Here is a 19,313-nt window from a genome sequence, read left to right on the forward strand (position 1 = left end):
GTCCGACATTCTTCTTCCGCCGTCCTGCCTTCGCCCCGTGCTGGGGTGCCGAGTGTATGGCGTGCGTGCCCTCAGCGGCATCGACCGGATTCGATCTGCCAAGTCCCCTCGATGCCCGCCTTTCCTGACGGTCGCCTCACCGACCGCATCTCCAGCGGTGCCCGTGCTCCTGCACGGACACCGCCGAAAAACGCGCACACGGTGAGCACCTCACGACAGCCGAATCGAGACACACTCATGTCCGTTCCCGAACTCGACCGCGGCACCATCGCCGCGGACAATTCCGCCGCCGAGCCCGCCCGGGCTGCGGCGCAGGATTCTTCACCGCCGCGCAGCATGCGGCCGCTGATCATGCGGCTGCACTTCTACGCCGGGATCCTGGTGGCCCCGTTCCTGCTGATCGCGACGATCAGCGGGGGCCTCTACGCGATCGCCCCGACCCTCGAACAGGTGCTCTACCGCGACCTGCTGCACGTCGATTCCACCGGTCCGGCACTGCCGGTCGCCGAGCAGGTCCGCGCCGCCCAGCAGCTACGCCCGGACCTGACCGTCTCAGCGGTACGCCCCGCATCCGAGGTCGGTGAGACCACCCGGGTGCTGTTCACCGATCCGTCCCTCGGTGAATCCGAGCGCACTGCCGTGTTCATCGATCCCGCGACCGCCTCGTCGACCGGTCAGTCGGTGGTCTACGGCAGTAGCAGCGCGCTGCCGGTACGCACCTGGATTTCCCAGCTGCACCGGCACCTGCATCTGGGTGAGCCCGGCCGGATCTACAGCGAACTGGCCGCCTCCTGGTTGTGGGTCATCGCTCTGGGCGGGGTGTACCTGTGGGTGCAGCGCTACCGCACCCAGCGCATCCGCACCCGGCAGTCGGCGCGACTGCTGACCTTCGACCGCGGCGCGCGGGGCCGCAACCGCACCCTCGGCTGGCACGGCACCACCGGCCTGTGGATCGCGGTCGGCTCGATCTTCCTGTCGGCCACCGGGTTGACCTGGTCCACATATGCCGGGGCGAATGTGGGCGAGTTGCGTACCGCGTTGAGCTGGACCACCCCGACGCTCGATACCACCCTCGGCGTCTCGGACACCGCGCCTGCAGCCGGTGGACACGACGGCCACGACGGCCATACTGCCGCTGTTGCCGATACGGGCGCACTCGATCGCAACATCGGCGCTCTGGACCGCGTCCTTGCCGCCGCTGCCGAGCATCGAGTGACCGAACACGTCGAGATGAGCATCCCGGCCGACGGCCACACTGCCGTCACCGTCACCGAAACCCGCCAGCCCTGGCAGTTCGTCACCGACGCGGTCGCGATCGACCCGGCCACCGGGGCGGTGACCGCCACCAACACGTTCGCGGACTGGCCGCTGGCCGCCCAGCTCACCACCTGGGGCATCGCCCTGCACATGGGCATCTTGTTCGGGCTGCTCAACCAGCTGGTATTGCTCGCTCTCGCGGTCGCGTTGGGCACGGTCATCGTGCGCGGCTACCAGCTGTGGTGGCAGCGTCGCCCCACCCGCGGATCGCGCCGGGTGGCGCGCCCACCGCTGCGTGGGACGTGGCGACGCCTGCACCCGGTCACCGTCGTCGCGGTGGTCGCTGCTGCGGTGACCGTCGGGTGGTTCGCTCCGCTGCTGGGACTGAGCCTGCTCGCATTCCTGCTCGTCGACGTCGCGGTCGGTCTGCTGCGGCGCCGGCGTTCGCCCGAGCACTCCCCCGAGGGGACCTCCGCGACCGGCTGAGTCTCGCTGTCTCCGGCCCGGCGGCTCGGATCCTGCCACCGGATCCGAGCCGACCGGNTCCCGAGTTCGTATACAGAGGAACGCATTCCGGACTTGGTAGAGCGTCGTCCAGCCCACGCACGCCGAGGAAGGAGGCGATCCTTGTATAGTCGGCGCTGCGATCGGTTCGCCGCATGTCGTCGTGAGGAGCCCCGAAGACCTCATGTGCGCGCCGAAGCACCCGATGCCGACAGGTATCGGGTGTGAGAGGGAACCCGGTGGGAATCCGGGACTGTCCCGCAGCGGTATGCAGGAACGACCGCCGTCACCAAGCACTGGACCACCAGGTCCGGGAAGCGACGGCCACTAGGTCCATCCCGACGGAATCGGGAATGGGTGCCTGCGAGTCCGAAGACCTGCCGATCGTGTCGGGCACGCCGTGCCCGACGGTATGCCGCCTCGTGGAATGGGCGCGCGCCGATCGGCAACACCTCGACCACAGGTCGAGAACACGGGGCTCGTATCGGGATGCGCGTTCATCGGGCGGTAGACCACCCAGCGACGAACACCGGAGAAAACCTGATGTCTGCTCCGACAGCATCCTCATTCACCGCCACCGTGCTCGGCTCCGCACGCATCGGACCGAACCGCGAACTGAAGAAGGCCACCGAAGCCTACTGGGCCGGGCGCCTCGACCGCAGTGGCCTGGAATCGGTTGCCGCACAACTGCGCGCCGACACGTGGTCACGTCAACACACAGCCGGGCTGGACTCGATCCCGGTCGGAACGTTCTCGTTCTACGACCACGTCCTCGACACAGCAGTCATGCTCGGGGCGTTGCCTGCCCGGGTCGCGGATATCGCCGACGACCTCGACCGCTATTTCGCCGCAGCACGCGGCACCGACGATATCGCCCCACTCGAGATGACCAAGTGGTTCGACACCAACTACCACTACCTCGTCCCCGAGATCGGACCCGACACCGTCTTCGAACTCGATGCCACAAAGATTCTGGGTGAGATCGCACAGGCACGCGAGCTCAGTGTGCCCGCTCGCCCCATCGTCCTGGGTCCACTGACCTTCCTGCTGCTGTCGAAGCCCGTCGACGGGCAAGGACCGCTGCTCGGCCGCGTCGACGAGCTCGTTCCCCTCTATCTGGACCTGTTGGCGCAGCTCGCCGACACCGGGGTCGACTGGGTACAGCTCGACGAACCGGCGTTGGTCCGCGACCTCGACTCACCTGCCCTCGATGCGATCGGACGGGTGTACAACGCCCTGGTGCAGGCACCGAAGCGGCCGTCGATTCTCGTCGCGTCGTACTTCGGCAGCCTCGGGCCGGCGCTCGAGCGGCTCGCACGCACCGGAGTCGAAGGTCTCGCCGTCGACCTGGTAGCCGGTAGCACCACCGGAATCGCAGGCCTGCCCGAGCTCGCCGACAAGCTCATCGTCGCCGGCGTCGTCGACGGCCGCAACGTCTGGCGCACCGACCTCGAACAGGCCTTGTCGACGCTGGCCACCCTGCTCGGTTCCGCCGCCGCCGTTGCGGTGTCGTCGTCGTGCTCACTGTTGCACGTGCCGTACACGATCGATGCCGAACCGGATCTCGACGCATCGCTGCGCACGTGGTTGGCCTTCGGCAGCGAGAAGGTCTCGGAGATCGTCACTCTCGCGACCGCTCTGCGTACGGGATGCGACGCCGTCACCGACGAACTCGCCGCTGCCCGTACCGCCGCACAGATGCGGGCCTCGGATCCGCGCCTACGCAACGATCGGGTGCGCGGTGTCCTCGCCTCGATCTGCACCGATCGCACCCGCACACCCGCCGACCGTCGGCGCGAGATCCAGCGTCGCCATCTCGATCTGCCGCTGTTGCCGACGACCACGATCGGCTCGTACCCGCAGACGACCCGCATCCGGGTGGCCCGCGCAGCGCTGCGCGCAGGCGAGATCGACCACGGCGAGTATGTGCGGCGGATGCGCGACGAGATCGCCGAAGTGGTTGCGCTGCAGGAGGAGCTGGGGCTCGACGTTGTGGTGCACGGCGAACCCGAACGCAACGACATGGTGCAGTACTTCGCCGAGCAGCTCGACGGGTTCTTCGCCACCACCAACGGTTGGGTGCAGTCCTACGGCACGCGGTGTGTGCGGCCGCCGATCCTCTACGGTGACGTCGCACGCCGTGCACCGATGACCGTCGAGTGGATCGTCCACGCCCAGTCTCTCACGGACAAGCCGGTCAAAGGCATGCTCACGGGCCCTGTCACGATCCTGGCGTGGTCGTTCGTCCGCGACGATCAACCGCTCGCCGAGACCGCCGACCAGATCGCGCTCGCGATCCGCGACGAGACGGTGGACCTGCAGGCCGCCGGGGTGCGCATCATCCAGGTCGACGAGCCTGCGCTTCGTGAACTCCTGCCGCTGCGCGCGTCGGAACAACCCGACTACCTGAAGTGGGCGGTCGGTGCGTTCCGGTTGGCGACATCCGGTGTCGCCGACTCCACGCAGATCCACACCCACCTGTGCTATTCGGAGTTCGGAGAGGTGATCGAGGCGATCGTCGAACTCGACGCCGACGTCACGTCCATCGAAGCGGCCCGCTCGCGCATGGAGGTCCTCGACGATCTCGACGCCGCGGGATTCGACCTCGGCGTGGGCCCCGGCGTGTACGACATCCATTCGCCGCGGGTCCCGAGCGAGGACGAGATCACAGCACTGTTGCGCAAGGCTCTGCAGGCGGTGCCAGCCGAGCGACTGTGGGTCAACCCGGACTGCGGGCTCAAGACCCGCGGCACGACGGAGGTCACGGCCTCACTGGCGAATCTCGTCGCCGCTGCCGCCACCGTGCGCGCCGAACTGAACCGATAACTACCGCACTACGAAGAAGGTCGTCGACAATGTCCACCCCTCGCATTCGCACCACCCATGCGGGAAGTCTCCCGCGCACCACTGCTCTCGTCGAAGCCAACCGAGCACGACGAGAAGCGGCAGACGGCTTTCGCCTCGATACCTCCGAGGAGTTCGCACAGTTGCTCGGCAACGAGGTGACCGCGCTGGTTCGGCGCCAGGTCGACCTCGGCATCTGCACTCCCGGCGACGGCGAGTACGGCAAGGCCATGTCCTCGACCGTCGATTACGGTGCCTGGTGGTCGTACTCGTTCCAGCGCCTGTCCGGTCTCCAGTTGACCGACGGAGGACCGTTCGGCAGTACACCGATCCGGTCGACACCCGGCAACGTGCGTCTGACCACCTTCCCCGACCGGCGCGACTGGACGCTGTTCGCTGAGGCCTACGGCGATCCCGACAGCGGGGTGTCGATCGGGAAGGAGGCACCCCTCTTCCCTACTGCGACCGGACCGGTCACCTATATCGGCCACGACGCCATCGCGTCGGACATCGCGAATCTGAAGTCCGCGCTGGCGGCCGCAAGGGTCGAGAACGGTTTCATGACTTCCTTGTCACCGGGTAGCGCCTCGCGGATCGGCAACGAGCACTACGCAACCGAGGAAGAATTCATCTGGGCATGCGCGGATGCCATGCGCGAGGAGTACAAAGCGATCATCGACGCCGGTCTGATCCTGCAGATCGACGACCCGTCCGTCGCCGAGAACTGGGACCAGATCGACCCCGAGCCGACCGTCGAGGACTACCTGGCTTTCACCCGCATCCGGGTGGAAGCGCTGAACTACGCCCTGCGGGGTCTGCCCCAGGACCGGATCCGCTTCCATCTGTGCTGGGGCAGTTGGCACGGCCCGCACACCACCGATCTCGAGTTCGAGTACCTCGTCGAAACCATGCTCGACATCGACGCCGGGTCGTACTCGTTCGAGGCCGCCAACGTCCGTCACGAACACGAGTGGCGGGTGTGGGAGGACGTGAAGCTTCCCGACGGGAAGCAGATCGTGCCCGGCGTCATCAGCCACGCGACGAACGTCGTCGGACATCCCGAACTCGTGGCCGACCGCATCGAACGTTTCGCGAATCTCGCAAGACCCGGTGTCGGTCCCGGAACCGCGCAACCGGGCGTCCTCCACCCATCGACACCGGATGAGGCACCATGTCCGAATGGCATCCCGCCGAAGAACCCTCGTCGTCGTATCCGCCGTGCTCGTGGTGCTGGTCGTCGTCGCCGTCGCGATCTTCCAGCTTTCGAACTCCCGCACCTTCCAGCTGTTCGGGGCACTCGTCCATAGGGTGGAGACACCCGAGAAGGTGGTCTCGCTGACCCTCGACGACGGCCCGAGCGTCCTCACCCCGCAGGTCCTGCAGACCCTCGAGGACGCCGACGTCCCCGCCACCTTCTACGTCACCGGCTCGGAACTCGAACAACGACCGGAGCTGGGCCGGGCCATCGTCGAGGCCGGGCACGAACTCGGTAATCACACCGCGACGCACCGCAGGATGATGCTCGTCGGCAGCGGCACGGTGGCCGAGGAGATCGAGCGCACCGACGCCGCGATCCGCGAGACCGGGTTCGACGGGGAGATCACCTTTCGCCCGCCCTACGGCAAGAAGCTCGTCGCGCTCCCCCGCTATCTCGACCAGCACGACCGGACCACCGTGATGTGGGACGTCGAACCGGATTCCGATGCGTCCGACACCGAGACGATCGTGCAGACCGCACTCGACGAGACCCGTCCCGGCTCGATCATCCTGCTGCACGTCATGTACCCCTCCCGGACAGCGTCGCTGGAGGCGATTCCCGGGATCGTCGACGGCCTGCGCGCCGAGGGCTACCGGTTCGTGACGGTGTCGGAATTGCTCGACATGCAGACCTCGTGAACTCCGGGGCGCGAAATGGTCATCGATGCGCGCTGTTACGCGCTCCGATGACCATTTCGCGNCCCCGGTGATGTAGCTCGACTCCTGGGAGGCGAGGAAGACATAGGCCGGAGCGAGTTCGGCGGGCTGGCCGGGGTAGGCGATCTCCGGTTGCTCCTCGAGCGGCGGAACGGGGTGCTGCTCTCCCGGGTGCTGCATGCGGTACTGGTCCTGGTCCGGCATTCTCGCCCGCCCTCGATCGGGTTCGTAAGGGGCGATACCCGGTGCACCATGGCGCCACACCGGCACCGCTCCGGACGCATGTGTCGGAGCATAATCGCAGGTGGACGACATGAGCGAGGTCACATCGGTGTGCGGCGCATAATGGCCACCCATGTGTCGGAACGGAGAGGTCGAGGCATGAGCGCGGACGGTACGAGCGCGGACCTGTCGGCCTATCGGAACGACTTCGCCCGGATCGAGAAGAAGGTCGCCGGGGAGTTCGACGCCGGTCGCCGCGGACGGGTCCTGGCGATCTGCGTCGTCGTCCTGACGGTGTGCATGGTGCTTCCGCAGACGTCGTCGGCGTGGTCGTGGACGGTCTTCGGTAGTTGGTTCGGCGACACCGCACCCGTGGCGGTGCCGCTGCGGATCTTCGCGGCCCTGGCCCTCGTGTTCGGGGTGGTGATCTCGACGCTGGCGTTGTGGCTGCGACGATGGAAGCTGGCGTCGCTCGCGATGCTCGGCTCGGGGCTGTCGTCGTTCTTCGGGCTGTTGGCGTACTGGTCGCAGGCGGGAATGATCACGAACGCTCCGCATCACCCGACCGTGGCGTTGGTCGCCGAATGGCTGGTGATGATCGTGATGACCTCGCAGTGGTTGCCGATCGTGCTGAGCCGGTCGCCGACGGACGTCCCGCCCCGGCCGCATCCGCTGCGGACCGGTCGCCGGTAGGTCAGCGCTCGACGAGCGAGCCCATCTTCTTCGCCAGGAACTCGATGCTGCGACGCGGCATGAGCCTGGCGAGCAGGTCGAGCATCGTCGCGTCCTTGCCGATGCACACCCGGAAGGTGCCCTTCTCGATCGCGTCGACGATCCTGCGGGCTGCCTCGGCGGACGAGGTGATCTTGACGGAGGCGTCAGTGCTGCGTCCCGGGATGGCGGCACCGGAGTTCTCGGCGATGCCGGTGCGGACGGCGCCTGGGAACACCAGCGTCACCGCGACCTTCGTCATGCGCAGTTCGGCGTACAGACCTTCGGTGAGCAGTTTGACCGCCGCCTTGCTCGCGCCGTAGACGGACTGGCCCGGCACGGGCACGAAGGCTCCCATGCTCGAGACATTGAGCAGGCTCGCTTCGGGCCGGGTGAGCAGTGCGGGCAGGAACGCCTTGCACATGTGCACGACACCCCAGTAGTTGACGTCGAGGACCTTGTTCATCTCGTCGTACGGCAGGTCCGCGAACGGGACGAACTTCTGGATGATGCCGGCGACGTTGGCGACGCCGTCGACCCGCCCGTGTGCTGCGGTCACCTCGGTCACCAGGGCTTCGACGGCGGCGCGGTCGGAGACGTCGACCGTGTGGGTGGTGAGACGGTCGACATAGGCGTCCGCCAGAGCACGGGTGCCGTCGAGAGCCTCGGTGCGGAGGTCGATCGCCGCGACCCGCGCGCCACGCACGAGGAGTTCGAGGACGACATCGCGTCCGATCCCGTTGCCTCCACCGGTGACGACGAAAACCCTGTCACGGATCTGCATGCTGCCTCCTTGTGTCGTTGGGTCCAGTCAATCCGGTCCGGAGCACCGACGCCACCCCGAAGTGTGCGCGTGCACGTCTGCGGGTATCCGTCCGGACACGAGTCGGCCCAGCGTACGGAGGTAGAAGTGACGACGTCGAAGAAGGACGACGAGGTGCGCAAGGACCCACCGGGGCCGGTCGATCACGGTCGCAACGGCGGCATGGCAACGCGGGAGAACGCTCCCGAGGTGGTCGAGCGCTCGGACGACGACGAGAAGTGATCTCGATCAGGACGATGTGAACCGCCACGAGGCCACCGATCGGGCCGATATGTTGGGCATATGCAGTTCGCCGGACCGGCCGAACAGTACAACCGTTTCATGGGCCGTTACGCAGCGACGCTCGCGCCCGCCTTGGCGGACGCGAGCGAGGTGAGGGCCGGGCATCGGGTCTGCGACGTGGGCTGCGGGCCGGGTGGGCTGACCCGTGAACTGGTCGGCCGGGTCGGCGCAGCGAACGTCGCGGCGATCGACCCGGCTCCCCAGTTCGCAGCGGCGTGCCGGCAGATAGCACCGGAGATCGACGTTCGCGTCGGGGTGGCCGAGAATCTGCCGTGGCCGGACGGAACGTTCGACGTCACCCTGGCGTCGCTGGTCCTCGGATTCATGAACGATCCCGAAGTGGGCGTGCGCGAGATGGTGCGGGTGACCCGCCCGGGCGGCACCGTCGCCGCATGCATGTGGGACACCACGGCCGGCGGGATGACGATGCTCCGCATCTTCTGGGCCGCGGTGGGAACGGTCGAGCCCGGGTCTCCGGGTGAGACGAGGTTGGCCGGTACCACCGAGGGCGACATCGCCGAGCGGTTCCGCCGTGCCGGTCTGGACGACGTGATCGGTGGCGCCCTGTCCGCACGCGTGGACTACGCCGATTTCTCCGACTTCTGGGAGCCCTTCACGTTCGGCGTAGGACCGGCCGGGCGGCACCTGGTGTCGATGCCCGAAAGGCACCGCGCTGCAGTACGTGACGCCTGTCGTGATGCTCTTCCGTCGGGACCGTTCTCGCTCGACGCCCGCGCCTGGTACGCGCGGGGAACGGTTCCGGGCGACCCGAACTCATCCTCGTCGGAGTAGATAGGTGTCCATCACCCAGCCTCGGACCCCCTTGGCCCGGGCACGAGCCTCCCGGATCGCCGGGAGCACCTCGGCGAGCGGGCCGGCGACGAGTTCTTCGTCGTCGGTCCCCAGATTCGCACCCCACCAGATGTTCCAGGCCCCGTCGAGGTCCGCGCAGGCGAGGCCGCCGTCGAGCATCACCACGATGTTCGACGCACCCGCTGCGACGTCCTGCACCAGCCTGCGACCGGTCGTGACGGTGATCGGTCCGCCGATGGTGTTGAGCACGAGACGATGTCGGGCCGCGAGCAGTTGCACGCTGCTGACCCCGGGGACGATGTCGTAGTCGAACCGCACCCTCCCGCGTTCGAGGATGCGTTCGACGACACGGATCGTGCTGTCGTACAGGCTCGGATCGCCCCAGACCAGGAAGCCGACGGTCTCGTCGTCTCCGATCCGGTCGAGCAGAACGGTCTCGTAGGCCTCGGCGCGGGCGGCGTGCCAGTCGCGTACCTCGTCGCCGTAGTGCGCCGGGTTACGGTCCCGGGGCGGGTCGGGCACCACGATCACCCGATGCGCACCGGAGGTGTGGCGGCGCAGGACCTCCTCGCGGACCGCCACGAGATCGTCCACGCCCCGCTTCTTGTCGGGTACGAGGAAGACGTCGACGCTCTCGAGGGCGTGCACCGCCGCGACCGTGAGATCGTCCGGTCCGCCGGGGCCGATCCCGATGAGCCGAACTCTCACCCCCGGTCCTCGAGATCGCCCTCGACGTCGAGATAGGCCTGCTGCAGCCTGTTCATCGTCTCCGGATCGGGCTCGGACCACAACCCACGATCGGCCGCCTCTGTGAGTCGTTCGACGATGCCGCGCAACGCCCACGGATTCGCTTCGCGGAGGAACTGCTGGTTCGCGGGGTCGAGCGCGTAGTTCTGGGCAAGCGACTCGTACATCCAGTCCTCGACGACACCTGCGGTGGCGTCGTAGCCGAACAGGTAGTCGACGGTGGCGGCGAGTTCGAAGGCGCCCTTGTAGCCGTGCCGCCGCATCGCACCGATCCACCGCGGGTTGACGACCCGGGCGCGGAACACCCGTGCAGTCTCCTCCGCCAGTGATCGGGTGCGCACCGCATCGGGGGTGGTGGAGTCGCCGATGTACGCCTTCGGGTCGGTGCCCGTCAGCGCTCGCACCGTTGCGACCATGCCGCCGTGATACTGGAAGTAGTCGTCGGAGTCGGCGATGTCGTGTTCGCGAGTGTCGGTGTTCTTCGCCGCCACCGCGATCCGCCGGTAGTTCGCACGCATGTCGTCGGCGGCCGGAACACCGTGCAACCCACGCCCGTAGGCGAAGCCACCCCACGCGGTGTAGACCTCGGCGAGATCGGCGTCGGTCCGCCAGTTCCCGGAGTCGATGAGCTGCAGGATGCCGGCACCGTACGAGCCGGGCTTCGATCCGAAGATGCGCCGCACCGCACGGTCGGCGTCGCCGTGTTCGGCTTCGTCCCGCCGAGCGTGGGCTCGCACGTAGTTCTGCTCGTCGGGTTCGTCGAGGGCGGCGACCATGCGGATCGCGTCGTCGAGCATCCCGATGACGTGCGGGAACGCATCACGGAAGAAACCGGAGATGCGGACCGTGACGTCGATGCGGGGCCGGCCGAGTTCCTCGAGCGGGATCACGGTCAGTTCGCGCACCCGACGCGACTCGGCGTCCCATTCCGGCCGCACACCGATGAGTGCGAGCACTTCGGCGATGTCGTCGCCGGCGGTGCGCATCGCCGAGGTCCCCCACACCGACAGGCCGACCGACTGCGGGTACTCCCCCGTATCGGCGAGATACCGCTCGATCAGATTGTCCGCCAACGCGACACCCGTGTCGTAGGCAAGCCGGCTCGGGACTGCCTTCGGGTCGACGGTGTAGAAGTTGCGCCCGGTCGGCAGAACGTTGACCAGGCCGCGCAGGGGTGAGCCGGACGGACCGGCCGGGACGTATCCACCATCGAGTGCGTGCAGCACCGCGTCGAGTTCGGCCGTCGTGCCCGCGAGGCGGGGAACCACTTCGTCGGCAGCGAAGGTGAGCACCCTCGCGACCTCGGAATCAGGCTGGCCCAGCACGGTTTCGACGATGCGTGCAGATGATCCGGCGTTCCAGCCGTCGTCCTCCATGGCCTGCACGAGCGACCGCGCGACGCTCTCGACGGCATCGACCTCCTTCGACGGAGCATCCGACTTCAGCCCGAGTGCGGTGCGCAGACCCGGGACGGCGTTGCTCCTGCCGCCCCACACCTGCGCGGCTCGCAGTATCGACAGCACGAGATTCACTCGCGCCTCGCCGGTCGGCGCGGCACCGAGAACGTGCAGGCCGTCGCGGATCTGCGCGTCCTTGACCTCGCACAACCATCCATCGACGTGCAGCAGGAAGTCGTCGAACTCGGCGTCGTGCGGGCGGTCGTCGAGCCCGAGATCGTGATCGAGTTTCGCCGCCTGGATCAACGTCCAGATCTGCGCGCGGATCGCGGGCAGTTTCGCCGGGTCCATCGCGGCGATGTTGGAGTACTCGTCGAGCAGCTGCTCCAAACGAGCAATGTCGCCGTAGGATTCGGCGCGCGCCATGGGTGGGATGAGGTGGTCGACGATCGTCGCGTGGGCTCGGCGTTTGGCCTGTGCCCCTTCGCCCGGATCGTTGACCAGGAACGGGTAGATCAGCGGCAGGTTCCCGATCGCGGCGTCGGTCGCACAAGCGGCGGACAGACCCGCGTTCTTGCCCGGCAGCCACTCCATCGACCCGTGTTTGCCCAGGTGAACCACGGCGTCGGCACCGAAACCGTGCTCGACCCATTTGTAGGCGGCGAGATAGTGATGTGAGGGCGCCATGTCGGGATCGTGGTAGATCGCCACCGGATTCTCGCCGAATCCACGGGGCGGCTGGATCATCAGCACCACGTTGCCGGCCTGCAGGGTCGCCAGCACGATGGCGTCGCCGTCGACGAACAGCGATCCCGGTGCCGGTCCCCATGCCGCTACGATCGCATCGGTGAGCTCTGCCGGTAGATCACCGGTCCACCGAAGGTAGTCGGAGGTGCTCACCCGCACCGGATTTCCGGCCAGCTGTTCGGCGGTGAGCCACTCCTCGTCCTGTCCGCCGGCATCGATCAGGGCGTGGATCAGGGTATTTCCGGCCTCGGTATCGTCCTCGACGTCCATGCCGGGGAAGCCGTCGCCGAGGTCGTATCCGGCATCGCGCAGCGCGCGCAGCATCCGGATCGCCGAGACCGGCGTGTCGAGGCCGACGGCGTTGCCGACCCGGGAGTGTTTGGTCGGGTAGGCGGACAACATGATCGCGATCCGGCGCTGTGCCGGAGGTACGTGTCGTAATCGTGCGTGTGCCACTGCGATACCGGCGACGCGGCGACACCGTTCCGGGTCGGTGATGTAGCGGGGCAGGCCGTCGGCGTCGAGTTCCTTGAAGGAGAACGGCACCGTGATGATGCGTCCGTCGAATTCGGGAACGGCGATCTGCGTGGCCGAATCGAGCGGTGACACACCGTCGTCCGATTCCGCCCAGTCCTCGCGACTCCACGTCAGGCACAGGGCCTGCAGAATCGGGATGTCGAGCGCGGCGAGCGCTCCGACGTCCCACGCCTCGTCCTCGCCTCCCGCGCTCACGGTGGCGGGTCTGGTGCCACCGGCCGCCAGCACCGTCACGACGAGCGCATCCAGGGTGCCGAGTTCGGCGAGCAGATCCTCGGACGCTCCCCGCAACGAGGCGCAGTGGATCACGACGCCGCGGGCCCTGCCGGTCGCGTCGATCGCGTCGGCGAGATCGTGCGCGAACTGCACGTTTCCGCTGGTGTGGTGGGCGCGGTAGAACAACACGCCCACGCGGGGCAACTCTTCGCCCGCCGGCCTCGCAGGCCGGTCGAGCACGCCCCATTCGGGCAGTTCGGCAGGCGGTTCGAAGCCTTCACCGCCGAGCAGCACGGTGTCGGTCAGGAAGGCGTGCAACTGGTCGAGATTGGTAGGTCCGCCGTGCGCGAGATAGCGATGTGCCTCGGCCGAAACGCCGATCGGAACCGTCGAATACTCCATGAGTTCGGCGTCGGGTGTTTGTTCACCGCCCAGGACGACGACCGGCACCCCGGTGGCCAGCACGGTGTCGAGTCCGTCCCGCCAGCTGCGTGCGGAACCCAGTATCCGCACGACGACCAGGCCGGAACCGTCGAGCAGCGCGGGAAGTTCGGTGGGCACGTCGAGGCGCGACGGGTTGCCGAGCACCCAGTCGGCACCGCTCGACCGAGCCGACAGCAGGTCGGTGTCGGACGTCGACAACAAAGTCAGGCGCGTCACGACGCAACCCGAAAACACAGGCGTACAGCCATGTTCAGTCTCCAAAACCCTCGTGGACCTCACGTGCCGTGGCCGGTCTCCTGGCTGACGGGTCACCGCTGCTGCGCCGACCTTCCCGGATGAGATCCAGTGGCCTCCACACCGGCGGACCGGTACGGACGAGGGCGAGCAACTATCCGCTCACAGTGGCGAGGGCCGCGCCGGTTTCCCACCGGCTTCCCGAGCACCACGGCAAGCCGAGAGTAGCGCACCCGGCCGGAAAGGTGTGCAACCATGTGCGTCTGTGGATGCTCTGCCACCCCCTTTCCCTCCCGATCGGTGCCCCGGAATCCTTCGCCCACATGTCGCGGCGGACGGCGCACTGGTGCGGCTGCGCGTGCCCGGAGGGCAGGTGCCCGACGGGGCGCTCCGAGCACTGTCGGACACGTCGATCGCCTACGCCGACGGCGACGTCCACCTGACGTCGCGAGGGAACCTGCAGCTCAGAGGTATCGACCTCGACGAGTGCGGTGCCGTCCCCGCGGGACTGGCCGACGCCGTCACGGCGGCCGGGCTGCTGCCCTCGGCGAGCCACGAACGGGTGCGGAACATCGTCGCGTCGCCGCTGTCGGGACTCGTGGGTGGACTCACCGACGTCCGACCTCTCGTCCGCGATCTCGACGCCGGACTGTGCGCCGATCCGGTCCTCGCCGATCTGCCCGGCCGGTTCCTGTTCGGCCTCGACGACGGCCGCGGCGACGTGGTGACGCTGCGGTGCGATCTCACCGCGGTCGCGCTCGGCGGCGGGACGGCACGGATCGTCGTGGGTGGACTCGACGGGCCGACGGTGCGGCTCACCCAGGTTCCCGAGATGCTCCTGCGCCAGGCCCGCCGGTTCGTCGAGATTCGCGAGTCGGTGTGGCACGTGCGTCAACTCCCGCGTGCGGGAGCGGAACTCGGTGGCACCGATCCCGCTCCGCGGCCACCGGCCTTCACGATGCCGTACGGCGTGCTCGGCGATGCGGTGTCGGTGCTGGTCCCCCTGGGAATCCTCACCCCCGCCATGGTTGCTGCGCTGCCCGATCGAGGTGTGGTCGTCACGCCCTGGCGCGGCCTGATACTCCCGTCCGCGTCGGATCTCGTCGCGCTTCGCGAGACCGGCTTCGAGACGGCCCCGGATTCGGCGTGGCAGCGGGTGACAGCGTGCACGGGAGCGCCCGGGTGTAGCCTCGCCGAAGGTGACACCCGAGCGCTGGCTCGCCGGATCGTCGCCGGAAATACCACCGATCCCCGAATTCACGTCGCCGGATGCGAGCGCGTCTGCGGCGCACCACACTCGCCTCACCGCGTCGTTCTTGCCAGGAGCACCCCGTGACCCTTCGACCTCCCCCGCGTCGGTACGACTACGTCACCGACGGCGCCGCGATCTACGTCCGGTCGTTCGCGACGATCCGCAGCGAGTCGGATCTGTCCGCGATTCCTGCGAGTGCGGAGAAGGTCGCGGTCCGGATGATCCATGCAAGCGGACAGACCGATCTGGCACGGGACCTCGTCATCCATCCCGATCTTGTTCCGGCCGCGCGCACTGCACTGAACTCAGGTGCTCCGATCCTCACGGATGCGAACATGGTGGCCTCCGGGGTCACCCGTACGCGCCTGCCTGCCGACAACGACGTGATGTGTCTGCTCGCCGACCCGCGTGTCCCCGAACTCGCCGAACGTTGGGGCACGACCCGCTCCGCGGCGGCGGTGTCACTGTGGGCCGACCGCCTCGAGGGGGCTGTCGTTGCGATCGGCAATGCCCCGACCGCCCTGTTCCACCTGCTCGAGATGCTCGACGACGGCGCCCCGCGACCGGCGGCGATCGTCGGTGTTCCCGTCGGCTTCATCGGCGCCGCGGAGTCGAAGGAGGCGCTGCTCGACCATCGGCTGCAGATCCCCCATCTGGTGGTCCGGGGACGCCGCGGCGGGTCGGCGATGGCGTCGTCCGCGATCAATGCACTTGCGCAGGAGAAGGAATGAGCGAGATGGTGTCAGGCAGGTTCTACGGCGTGGGTCTCGGCCCCGGCGATCCCGAACTCATCACACGCAAGGCTGCGCGGCTGATCGCCGAAGCGGACGTCCTCGCCTACTACTCCGGTACGCACGGCCGCTCCATCGCCCGATCGATCGCCGCCGATCTGATCCCTGACGGCGTGATCGAGGAACTGCTGGTGTACCCGGTGACGACGGGCACCATCGATCACCCGGGCGGCTACGACGGTGCGATCGCCGATTTCTACGACGAGTCCGCCGCCCGGTTGGCCGTCCACCTCGACGCGGGACGCACTGTCGTCGTGCTCTGCGAGGGCGACCCTCTGTTCTACGGCTCGTACATGTACCTGCACGACCGCCTCGCTCCGCGATATCCGACGGAGGTGGTGCCAGGGGTGACCTCGGTGTCCGCCGCCTCTGCTGCAGCCGCCGAACCGATGGTGCGGCGCACCGACGTCCTCACCATCCTGCCCGGCACACTGCCCGCCCCGGAGCTCGCACGGCGACTCGCCGACACCGACGGTGCGGCGATCATGAAGCTGGGCAGGACGTTTCCCTCCGTCCGGGAGGCTCTCGCCCAGTCCGGGCGCCTCGACGGTGCCGTCTATGTCGAACGCGCGTCGATGGATCGGCAACGCATCCTTCCGGTCGCCGAGGTCGACGCCGACGCGGTGCCGTACTTCTCGGTGATCCTCACCGCCGGTGATCGCTCTCCGACGAATCGGTCGGTCGCCGACCGATCGCGGCCGTCCGTCGCGGTCGAGGCGACACATCCGGACGCGAACGAACTGCTCGTCGTCGGGTTGGGCCCGGCGGACGAGAAGTGGCTGACCCCCGAGGCCGCCGACGCACTCGCACAGGTCGATCACGTCGTCGGATACGGACCGTATGTCGATCGCGTCCCGGTACGTCCCGGCCTGCACCGTCATTCCAGCGGCAACACCGTCGAGGTGGACCGCGCGCGATTCGCTCTCGACCTCGCCCTGGCGGGTGAGAAGGTCGCCGTTGTCTCCGGCGGTGATGCCGGGGTGTTCGGCATGGCGTCGGCGGTGTTCGAGGCCGCGCAGGACGAGACATACGCGTCGGTGCCGATCCGCGTCCTGCCGGGGGTCTCCGCGGTGCAGGCCGTCGCGGCGCGTGCCGGCGCCCCGATCGGCGGCGACTTCGCGGTGATGAGCCTGTCGGATCGACTCAAGCCGTGGGACGTGATCGAGAAGCGGCTGGCAGCGGTGTCCGAGGCCGATCTCGTCCTGGGCATCTACAACCCGGCCTCGCGGTCTCGGACGACGCAGGTCGCAGACGCGAAAACGGTACTGCTGAAGCATCGTCCGGCCGACACCGTCGTCGTGATCGGGCGCGATGTGGGACGGTCCGGCGAGTCGCTCGAGGTCACGACACTCGAGAAGCTCGATCCGGCGAGCATCGACATGAAGTGCCTGCTCATCGTCGGCGCTGCGGGCACCTTCGTGATGCCTTCGGGTGCGGTGTGGACGAAACGGTCGGTCGGCGGTCGCCATTCGGGATCCTCGACAACCGTTTGACTGCGGTGTTCACCCGCGGGTTGTCAACAGGTTCGCGCGGTGAACCGGGGTTCGCCACTGTTGCAACCGGGGCGAACCCCGGTTCGGCGCGCGAGGATGGAGCTATCCGAGACCGGCGCGCTCGCGGGAAGGGTCGTAGAGGTGTGAACAGGCCACATCCGGCCGTTCACGCACGCCGAGAGCGTGTCCGACGACGATCACCGCGGTGTGCTTCAGTCCCGCCGCCTCGACACCGTCGGCGATGTCGGCGAGGGTGCCGCGCAGCACGACCTGGTTCGGTCGCGACGCGAACGCGACCACCGCGACGGGGCAATCGGCGCCGTATTCGGCAGTGAGTTCTTCGGCAAGGACGCGGATGCGGGTGATCGCCAGGTGCAGGACGAGACTCGCCCGGATTCCTGCGACCCGCGCCAGAGCCTCGCTGTCGGGCATCGCCGTCGATCGGGCCTGCGTGCGGGTCAGCACGACCGTCTGCACGAGTTCGGGGACCGTCAGCTCGGTACCGAGTGCCGCCGCGGCCGCGGCGTAGGCGGTCACACCGGGTGTGACGTCCCACGGCACGCCCGCGGCGTCGAGCCGTCGCGTCTGCTCGGTGAGCGCCGAGTACAGCGACGGGTCGCCGGAGCACAGCCGCACGGCGTCGAGCCCGCGCCGGTGCGCGTCGACGAGATGCGCGGTGATCTCGTCGAGGTCCAGGTGTTGCGTGTCGACCAGTTCGGCGTCGTCACGACAGTGCGAGAGCGTGTCGGCATCGAGATAGGTACCGGCGTACAGCACGACCGGGACCTCGCGCAGCAAATTCACCGCTCGCAGCGTGAGCAGGTCGGCCGCTCCGGGTCCGGATCCTACGAAATGGACGGTCATCGTTCGCCTTTCACTGCGCTCCATTGCACGACCGGTCGCTGCGCACGCCAGCCGGTGAATGTTCCTATGGGATCTGCGTGTTCGACGGACAGACGGGTGAGTTCACCGCCGTGCGTCTTCCACCACTGCACCAGGACCGCCTCGGTCTCCAGCGTCACCGCGTGCGCGACGAGCCGACCGCCGGGAGGCAATGCGTCCCAACACGTGTCGAGCACACCCTCGCGACTTCCTCCCCCGCCCACGAAGATCGCATCGGGCGTCGGGAGTCCGACGAGCGCGGCAGGTGCAGCACCTCGGACGATGCGCACGATCGACGGCACACCCAACGCGGCGGCATTGCGTTCGATCGCGCCGGCGCGCCGCTCGTCCTTCTCGATCGCGAGAGTACGACAGCGCGGATCGGTTCGCGCCCATTCGATTCCGACGGACCCGGCTCCCGCACCGACGTCCCACAGCAACTCGCCCGGTCGCGGTGCGAGTGCGCACACCGCCGCGAGGCGTACGGTCCGCTTGCTGAGCTGCCCGTCGTGCTCGAACAGGGAGTCGTCGAGACCGGGCAGCACCGACAACCCGGCGGGTCCGTCGACCTCGACGCACATCAGACTCAGAGACCGGACGCCCGTATCGGTCAGATGGGCCGCCTTCGCATCGATCCGGGACTCGTCCGCAGCACCGAGATGCGACAACACCGCGACCCGTGAGCTCCCGAAACCGGCGGCCTCCAGGAGCATCGCAACATCCGCGACACGTGCACCGTCGACGAGGACGACGAGTTTGCGTCCGCGCGTCAGAACTCTGCGCAGAGCATCGATCTCGCGACCCACGACGGTGATCGTCTCGCACTCCTCCGCGGACCAGCCCATGCGTGCACGGGCAAGTGCCACCGACGAGATCGCCGGGATCACCTCCACGGCGTCGCCTCCGAGGCGTCGGATCAGCGTGGTGCCGATCCCGGAGACCAGCGGATCACCGGATGCGAGCGCGACGACGTCCTTGCCGGCGTGCCGGTCGAGGAGGTCGTCGAGCCCGGACGGGAGCGGCGACGGCCACTCCTCGCGCACCGCTGTGCCGGCGGGAACCAGGTCGAGGTGGCGCCGGCCGCCGAGCAGGACCTCGGCCGCGAGAATCCGCTCCCGGACGGTGGACGGCACACCGGACCATCCGTCCGCCCCGATTCCGACAACGGTGATGCCTGTCGTCTGTCGTATCGGTCCCATGGCG

Annotated in this window: 15 protein-coding genes and 2 riboswitches; of the genes, 10 read left to right on the forward strand and 5 right to left on the reverse strand. The window is 68.1% G+C overall.

Annotated elements, in window-relative coordinates; translation table 11 throughout:
• Positions 1–237 precede the first annotated feature (237 nt).
• The 5 genes from QR64_RS13530 to QR64_RS13550 all read left to right on the forward strand — a co-directional run bounded on the left by QR64_RS13530 (position 238) and on the right by QR64_RS13550 (position 7,434).
• Positions 238–1,743, forward strand: a complete 1,506-nt coding sequence (locus QR64_RS13530; protein ID WP_039585515.1) for a PepSY-associated TM helix domain-containing protein — start codon at positions 238–240, stop codon at positions 1,741–1,743.
• A gap of 214 nt (positions 1,744–1,957) precedes the next feature.
• A riboswitch (cobalamin riboswitch) is annotated at positions 1,958–2,161 on the forward strand.
• A gap of 143 nt (positions 2,162–2,304) precedes the next feature.
• Positions 2,305–4,587 carry a 5-methyltetrahydropteroyltriglutamate--homocysteine S-methyltransferase gene (metE, locus tag QR64_RS13535; RefSeq protein ID WP_039585518.1) on the forward strand — a complete coding sequence of 761 codons (2,283 nt, stop codon included), beginning with the start codon at positions 2,305–2,307 and terminating at the stop codon, positions 4,585–4,587.
• Positions 4,588–4,616: 29 nt separating this feature from the next.
• Complete coding sequence (locus tag QR64_RS13540; protein WP_152640953.1) at positions 4,617–5,912, forward strand: cobalamin-independent methionine synthase II family protein; 1,296 nt, start codon at positions 4,617–4,619, stop codon at positions 5,910–5,912.
• Positions 5,824–6,501, forward strand: coding sequence for a polysaccharide deacetylase family protein (locus tag QR64_RS13545; protein WP_121208829.1), 678 nt, complete (start codon positions 5,824–5,826; stop codon positions 6,499–6,501). Before QR64_RS13540 ends, QR64_RS13545 begins: the two co-directional genes overlap by 89 nt.
• 399 nt (positions 6,502–6,900) lie before the next feature.
• Positions 6,901–7,434, forward strand: a complete 534-nt coding sequence (locus tag QR64_RS13550; protein ID WP_006552961.1) for a hypothetical protein — start codon at positions 6,901–6,903, stop codon at positions 7,432–7,434.
• A 1-nt stretch (position 7,435) separates the two neighbouring features.
• On the opposite strand, the gene QR64_RS13555 is transcribed toward QR64_RS13550, so the two are convergent.
• Positions 7,436–8,236, reverse strand: a complete 801-nt coding sequence (locus QR64_RS13555; RefSeq protein ID WP_039585520.1) for an SDR family NAD(P)-dependent oxidoreductase — start codon at positions 8,234–8,236, stop codon at positions 7,436–7,438.
• A 126-nt stretch (positions 8,237–8,362) separates the two neighbouring features.
• On the opposite strand from QR64_RS13555, the gene QR64_RS28565 reads away from it, so the two are divergent.
• Positions 8,363–8,497: a hypothetical protein gene (locus QR64_RS28565; RefSeq protein WP_006552963.1), complete on the forward strand. Its 135-nt coding sequence runs from the start codon at positions 8,363–8,365 to the stop codon at positions 8,495–8,497.
• Positions 8,498–8,557: 60 nt separating this feature from the next.
• A complete protein-coding gene (locus QR64_RS13560) occupies positions 8,558–9,349 on the forward strand; it encodes a class I SAM-dependent methyltransferase (RefSeq protein WP_039585524.1) in 792 nt (263 codons plus the stop codon).
• Here QR64_RS13560 and cobF read toward each other — a convergent pair.
• Both cobF and cobN read right to left on the reverse strand, forming a co-directional pair.
• Positions 9,332–10,078 (reverse strand): precorrin-6A synthase (deacetylating), encoded by a 747-nt coding sequence (gene cobF, locus QR64_RS13565; RefSeq protein ID WP_033096207.1) that lies wholly within the window; start codon positions 10,076–10,078, stop codon positions 9,332–9,334. The two genes, QR64_RS13560 and cobF, sit on opposite strands and share 18 nt — an antisense overlap.
• Positions 10,075–13,674 carry a cobaltochelatase subunit CobN gene (gene cobN / locus QR64_RS13570; protein ID WP_039585684.1) on the reverse strand — a complete coding sequence of 1,200 codons (3,600 nt, stop codon included), beginning with the start codon at positions 13,672–13,674 and terminating at the stop codon, positions 10,075–10,077. Before cobN ends, cobF begins: the two co-directional genes overlap by 4 nt.
• 52 nt (positions 13,675–13,726) lie before the next feature.
• A riboswitch (cobalamin riboswitch) is annotated at positions 13,727–13,920 on the reverse strand.
• 118 nt (positions 13,921–14,038) lie between these two features.
• Here cobN and QR64_RS13575 point away from each other — a divergent pair.
• From QR64_RS13575 to QR64_RS13585, 3 genes are read left to right on the forward strand one after another with little or no spacing between them, the layout of a single operon-like run.
• Complete coding sequence (locus QR64_RS13575) at positions 14,039–15,028, forward strand: cobalamin biosynthesis protein CobG (RefSeq protein ID WP_198387755.1); 990 nt, start codon at positions 14,039–14,041, stop codon at positions 15,026–15,028.
• Complete coding sequence (locus tag QR64_RS13580; protein WP_006552968.1) at positions 15,025–15,675, forward strand: precorrin-8X methylmutase; 651 nt, start codon at positions 15,025–15,027, stop codon at positions 15,673–15,675. Before QR64_RS13575 ends, QR64_RS13580 begins: the two co-directional genes overlap by 4 nt.
• The gene (locus QR64_RS13585) at positions 15,672–17,228 is read left to right on the forward strand and encodes a precorrin-2 C(20)-methyltransferase (protein WP_039585528.1); all 1,557 of its coding nucleotides are present in this window, start codon (positions 15,672–15,674) and stop codon (positions 17,226–17,228) included. The genes QR64_RS13580 and QR64_RS13585 overlap by 4 nt, the downstream gene beginning before the upstream one ends.
• Before the next feature lie 102 nt (positions 17,229–17,330).
• Here the strand turns inward: QR64_RS13585 and QR64_RS13590 are convergent, their stop codons facing one another.
• Together QR64_RS13590 and QR64_RS13595 are read right to left on the reverse strand one after the other, a co-directional pair.
• Complete coding sequence (locus tag QR64_RS13590; RefSeq protein WP_039585531.1) at positions 17,331–18,092, reverse strand: cobalt-precorrin-4/precorrin-4 C(11)-methyltransferase; 762 nt, start codon at positions 18,090–18,092, stop codon at positions 17,331–17,333.
• A complete protein-coding gene (locus tag QR64_RS13595; protein WP_039585534.1) occupies positions 18,089–19,309 on the reverse strand; it encodes a bifunctional cobalt-precorrin-7 (C(5))-methyltransferase/cobalt-precorrin-6B (C(15))-methyltransferase in 1,221 nt (406 codons plus the stop codon). Before QR64_RS13595 ends, QR64_RS13590 begins: the two co-directional genes overlap by 4 nt.
• Between the last annotated feature and the right edge of the window lie 4 nt (positions 19,310–19,313).

Source organism: Rhodococcus sp. Chr-9 (genome assembly GCF_000801125.1).
Lineage (GTDB): Bacteria > Actinomycetota > Actinomycetes > Mycobacteriales > Mycobacteriaceae > Rhodococcus > Rhodococcus pyridinivorans.

What these genes read in the sequence shown, in the direction of transcription:
- QR64_RS13590 (WP_039585531.1), bottom strand. Translation starts at nt 18,092, where the DNA reads ATGACCGTCCATTTCGTAGGATCCGGACCCGGAGCGGCCGACCTGCTC.
- QR64_RS13540 (WP_152640953.1), top strand. Translation starts at nt 4,617, where the DNA reads ATGTCCACCCCTCGCATTCGCACCACCCATGCGGGAAGTCTCCCGCGC.
- QR64_RS13530 (WP_039585515.1), top strand. Translation starts at nt 238, where the DNA reads ATGTCCGTTCCCGAACTCGACCGCGGCACCATCGCCGCGGACAATTCC.
- QR64_RS13555 (WP_039585520.1), bottom strand. Translation starts at nt 8,236, where the DNA reads ATGCAGATCCGTGACAGGGTTTTCGTCGTCACCGGTGGAGGCAACGGG.
- QR64_RS13550 (WP_006552961.1), top strand. Translation starts at nt 6,901, where the DNA reads ATGAGCGCGGACGGTACGAGCGCGGACCTGTCGGCCTATCGGAACGAC.
- QR64_RS13595 (WP_039585534.1), bottom strand. Translation starts at nt 19,309, where the DNA reads ATGGGACCGATACGACAGACGACAGGCATCACCGTTGTCGGAATCGGG.
- metE (WP_039585518.1), top strand. Translation starts at nt 2,305, where the DNA reads ATGTCTGCTCCGACAGCATCCTCATTCACCGCCACCGTGCTCGGCTCC.
- QR64_RS13560 (WP_039585524.1), top strand. Translation starts at nt 8,558, where the DNA reads ATGCAGTTCGCCGGACCGGCCGAACAGTACAACCGTTTCATGGGCCGT.
- QR64_RS13585 (WP_039585528.1), top strand. Translation starts at nt 15,672, where the DNA reads ATGAGCGAGATGGTGTCAGGCAGGTTCTACGGCGTGGGTCTCGGCCCC.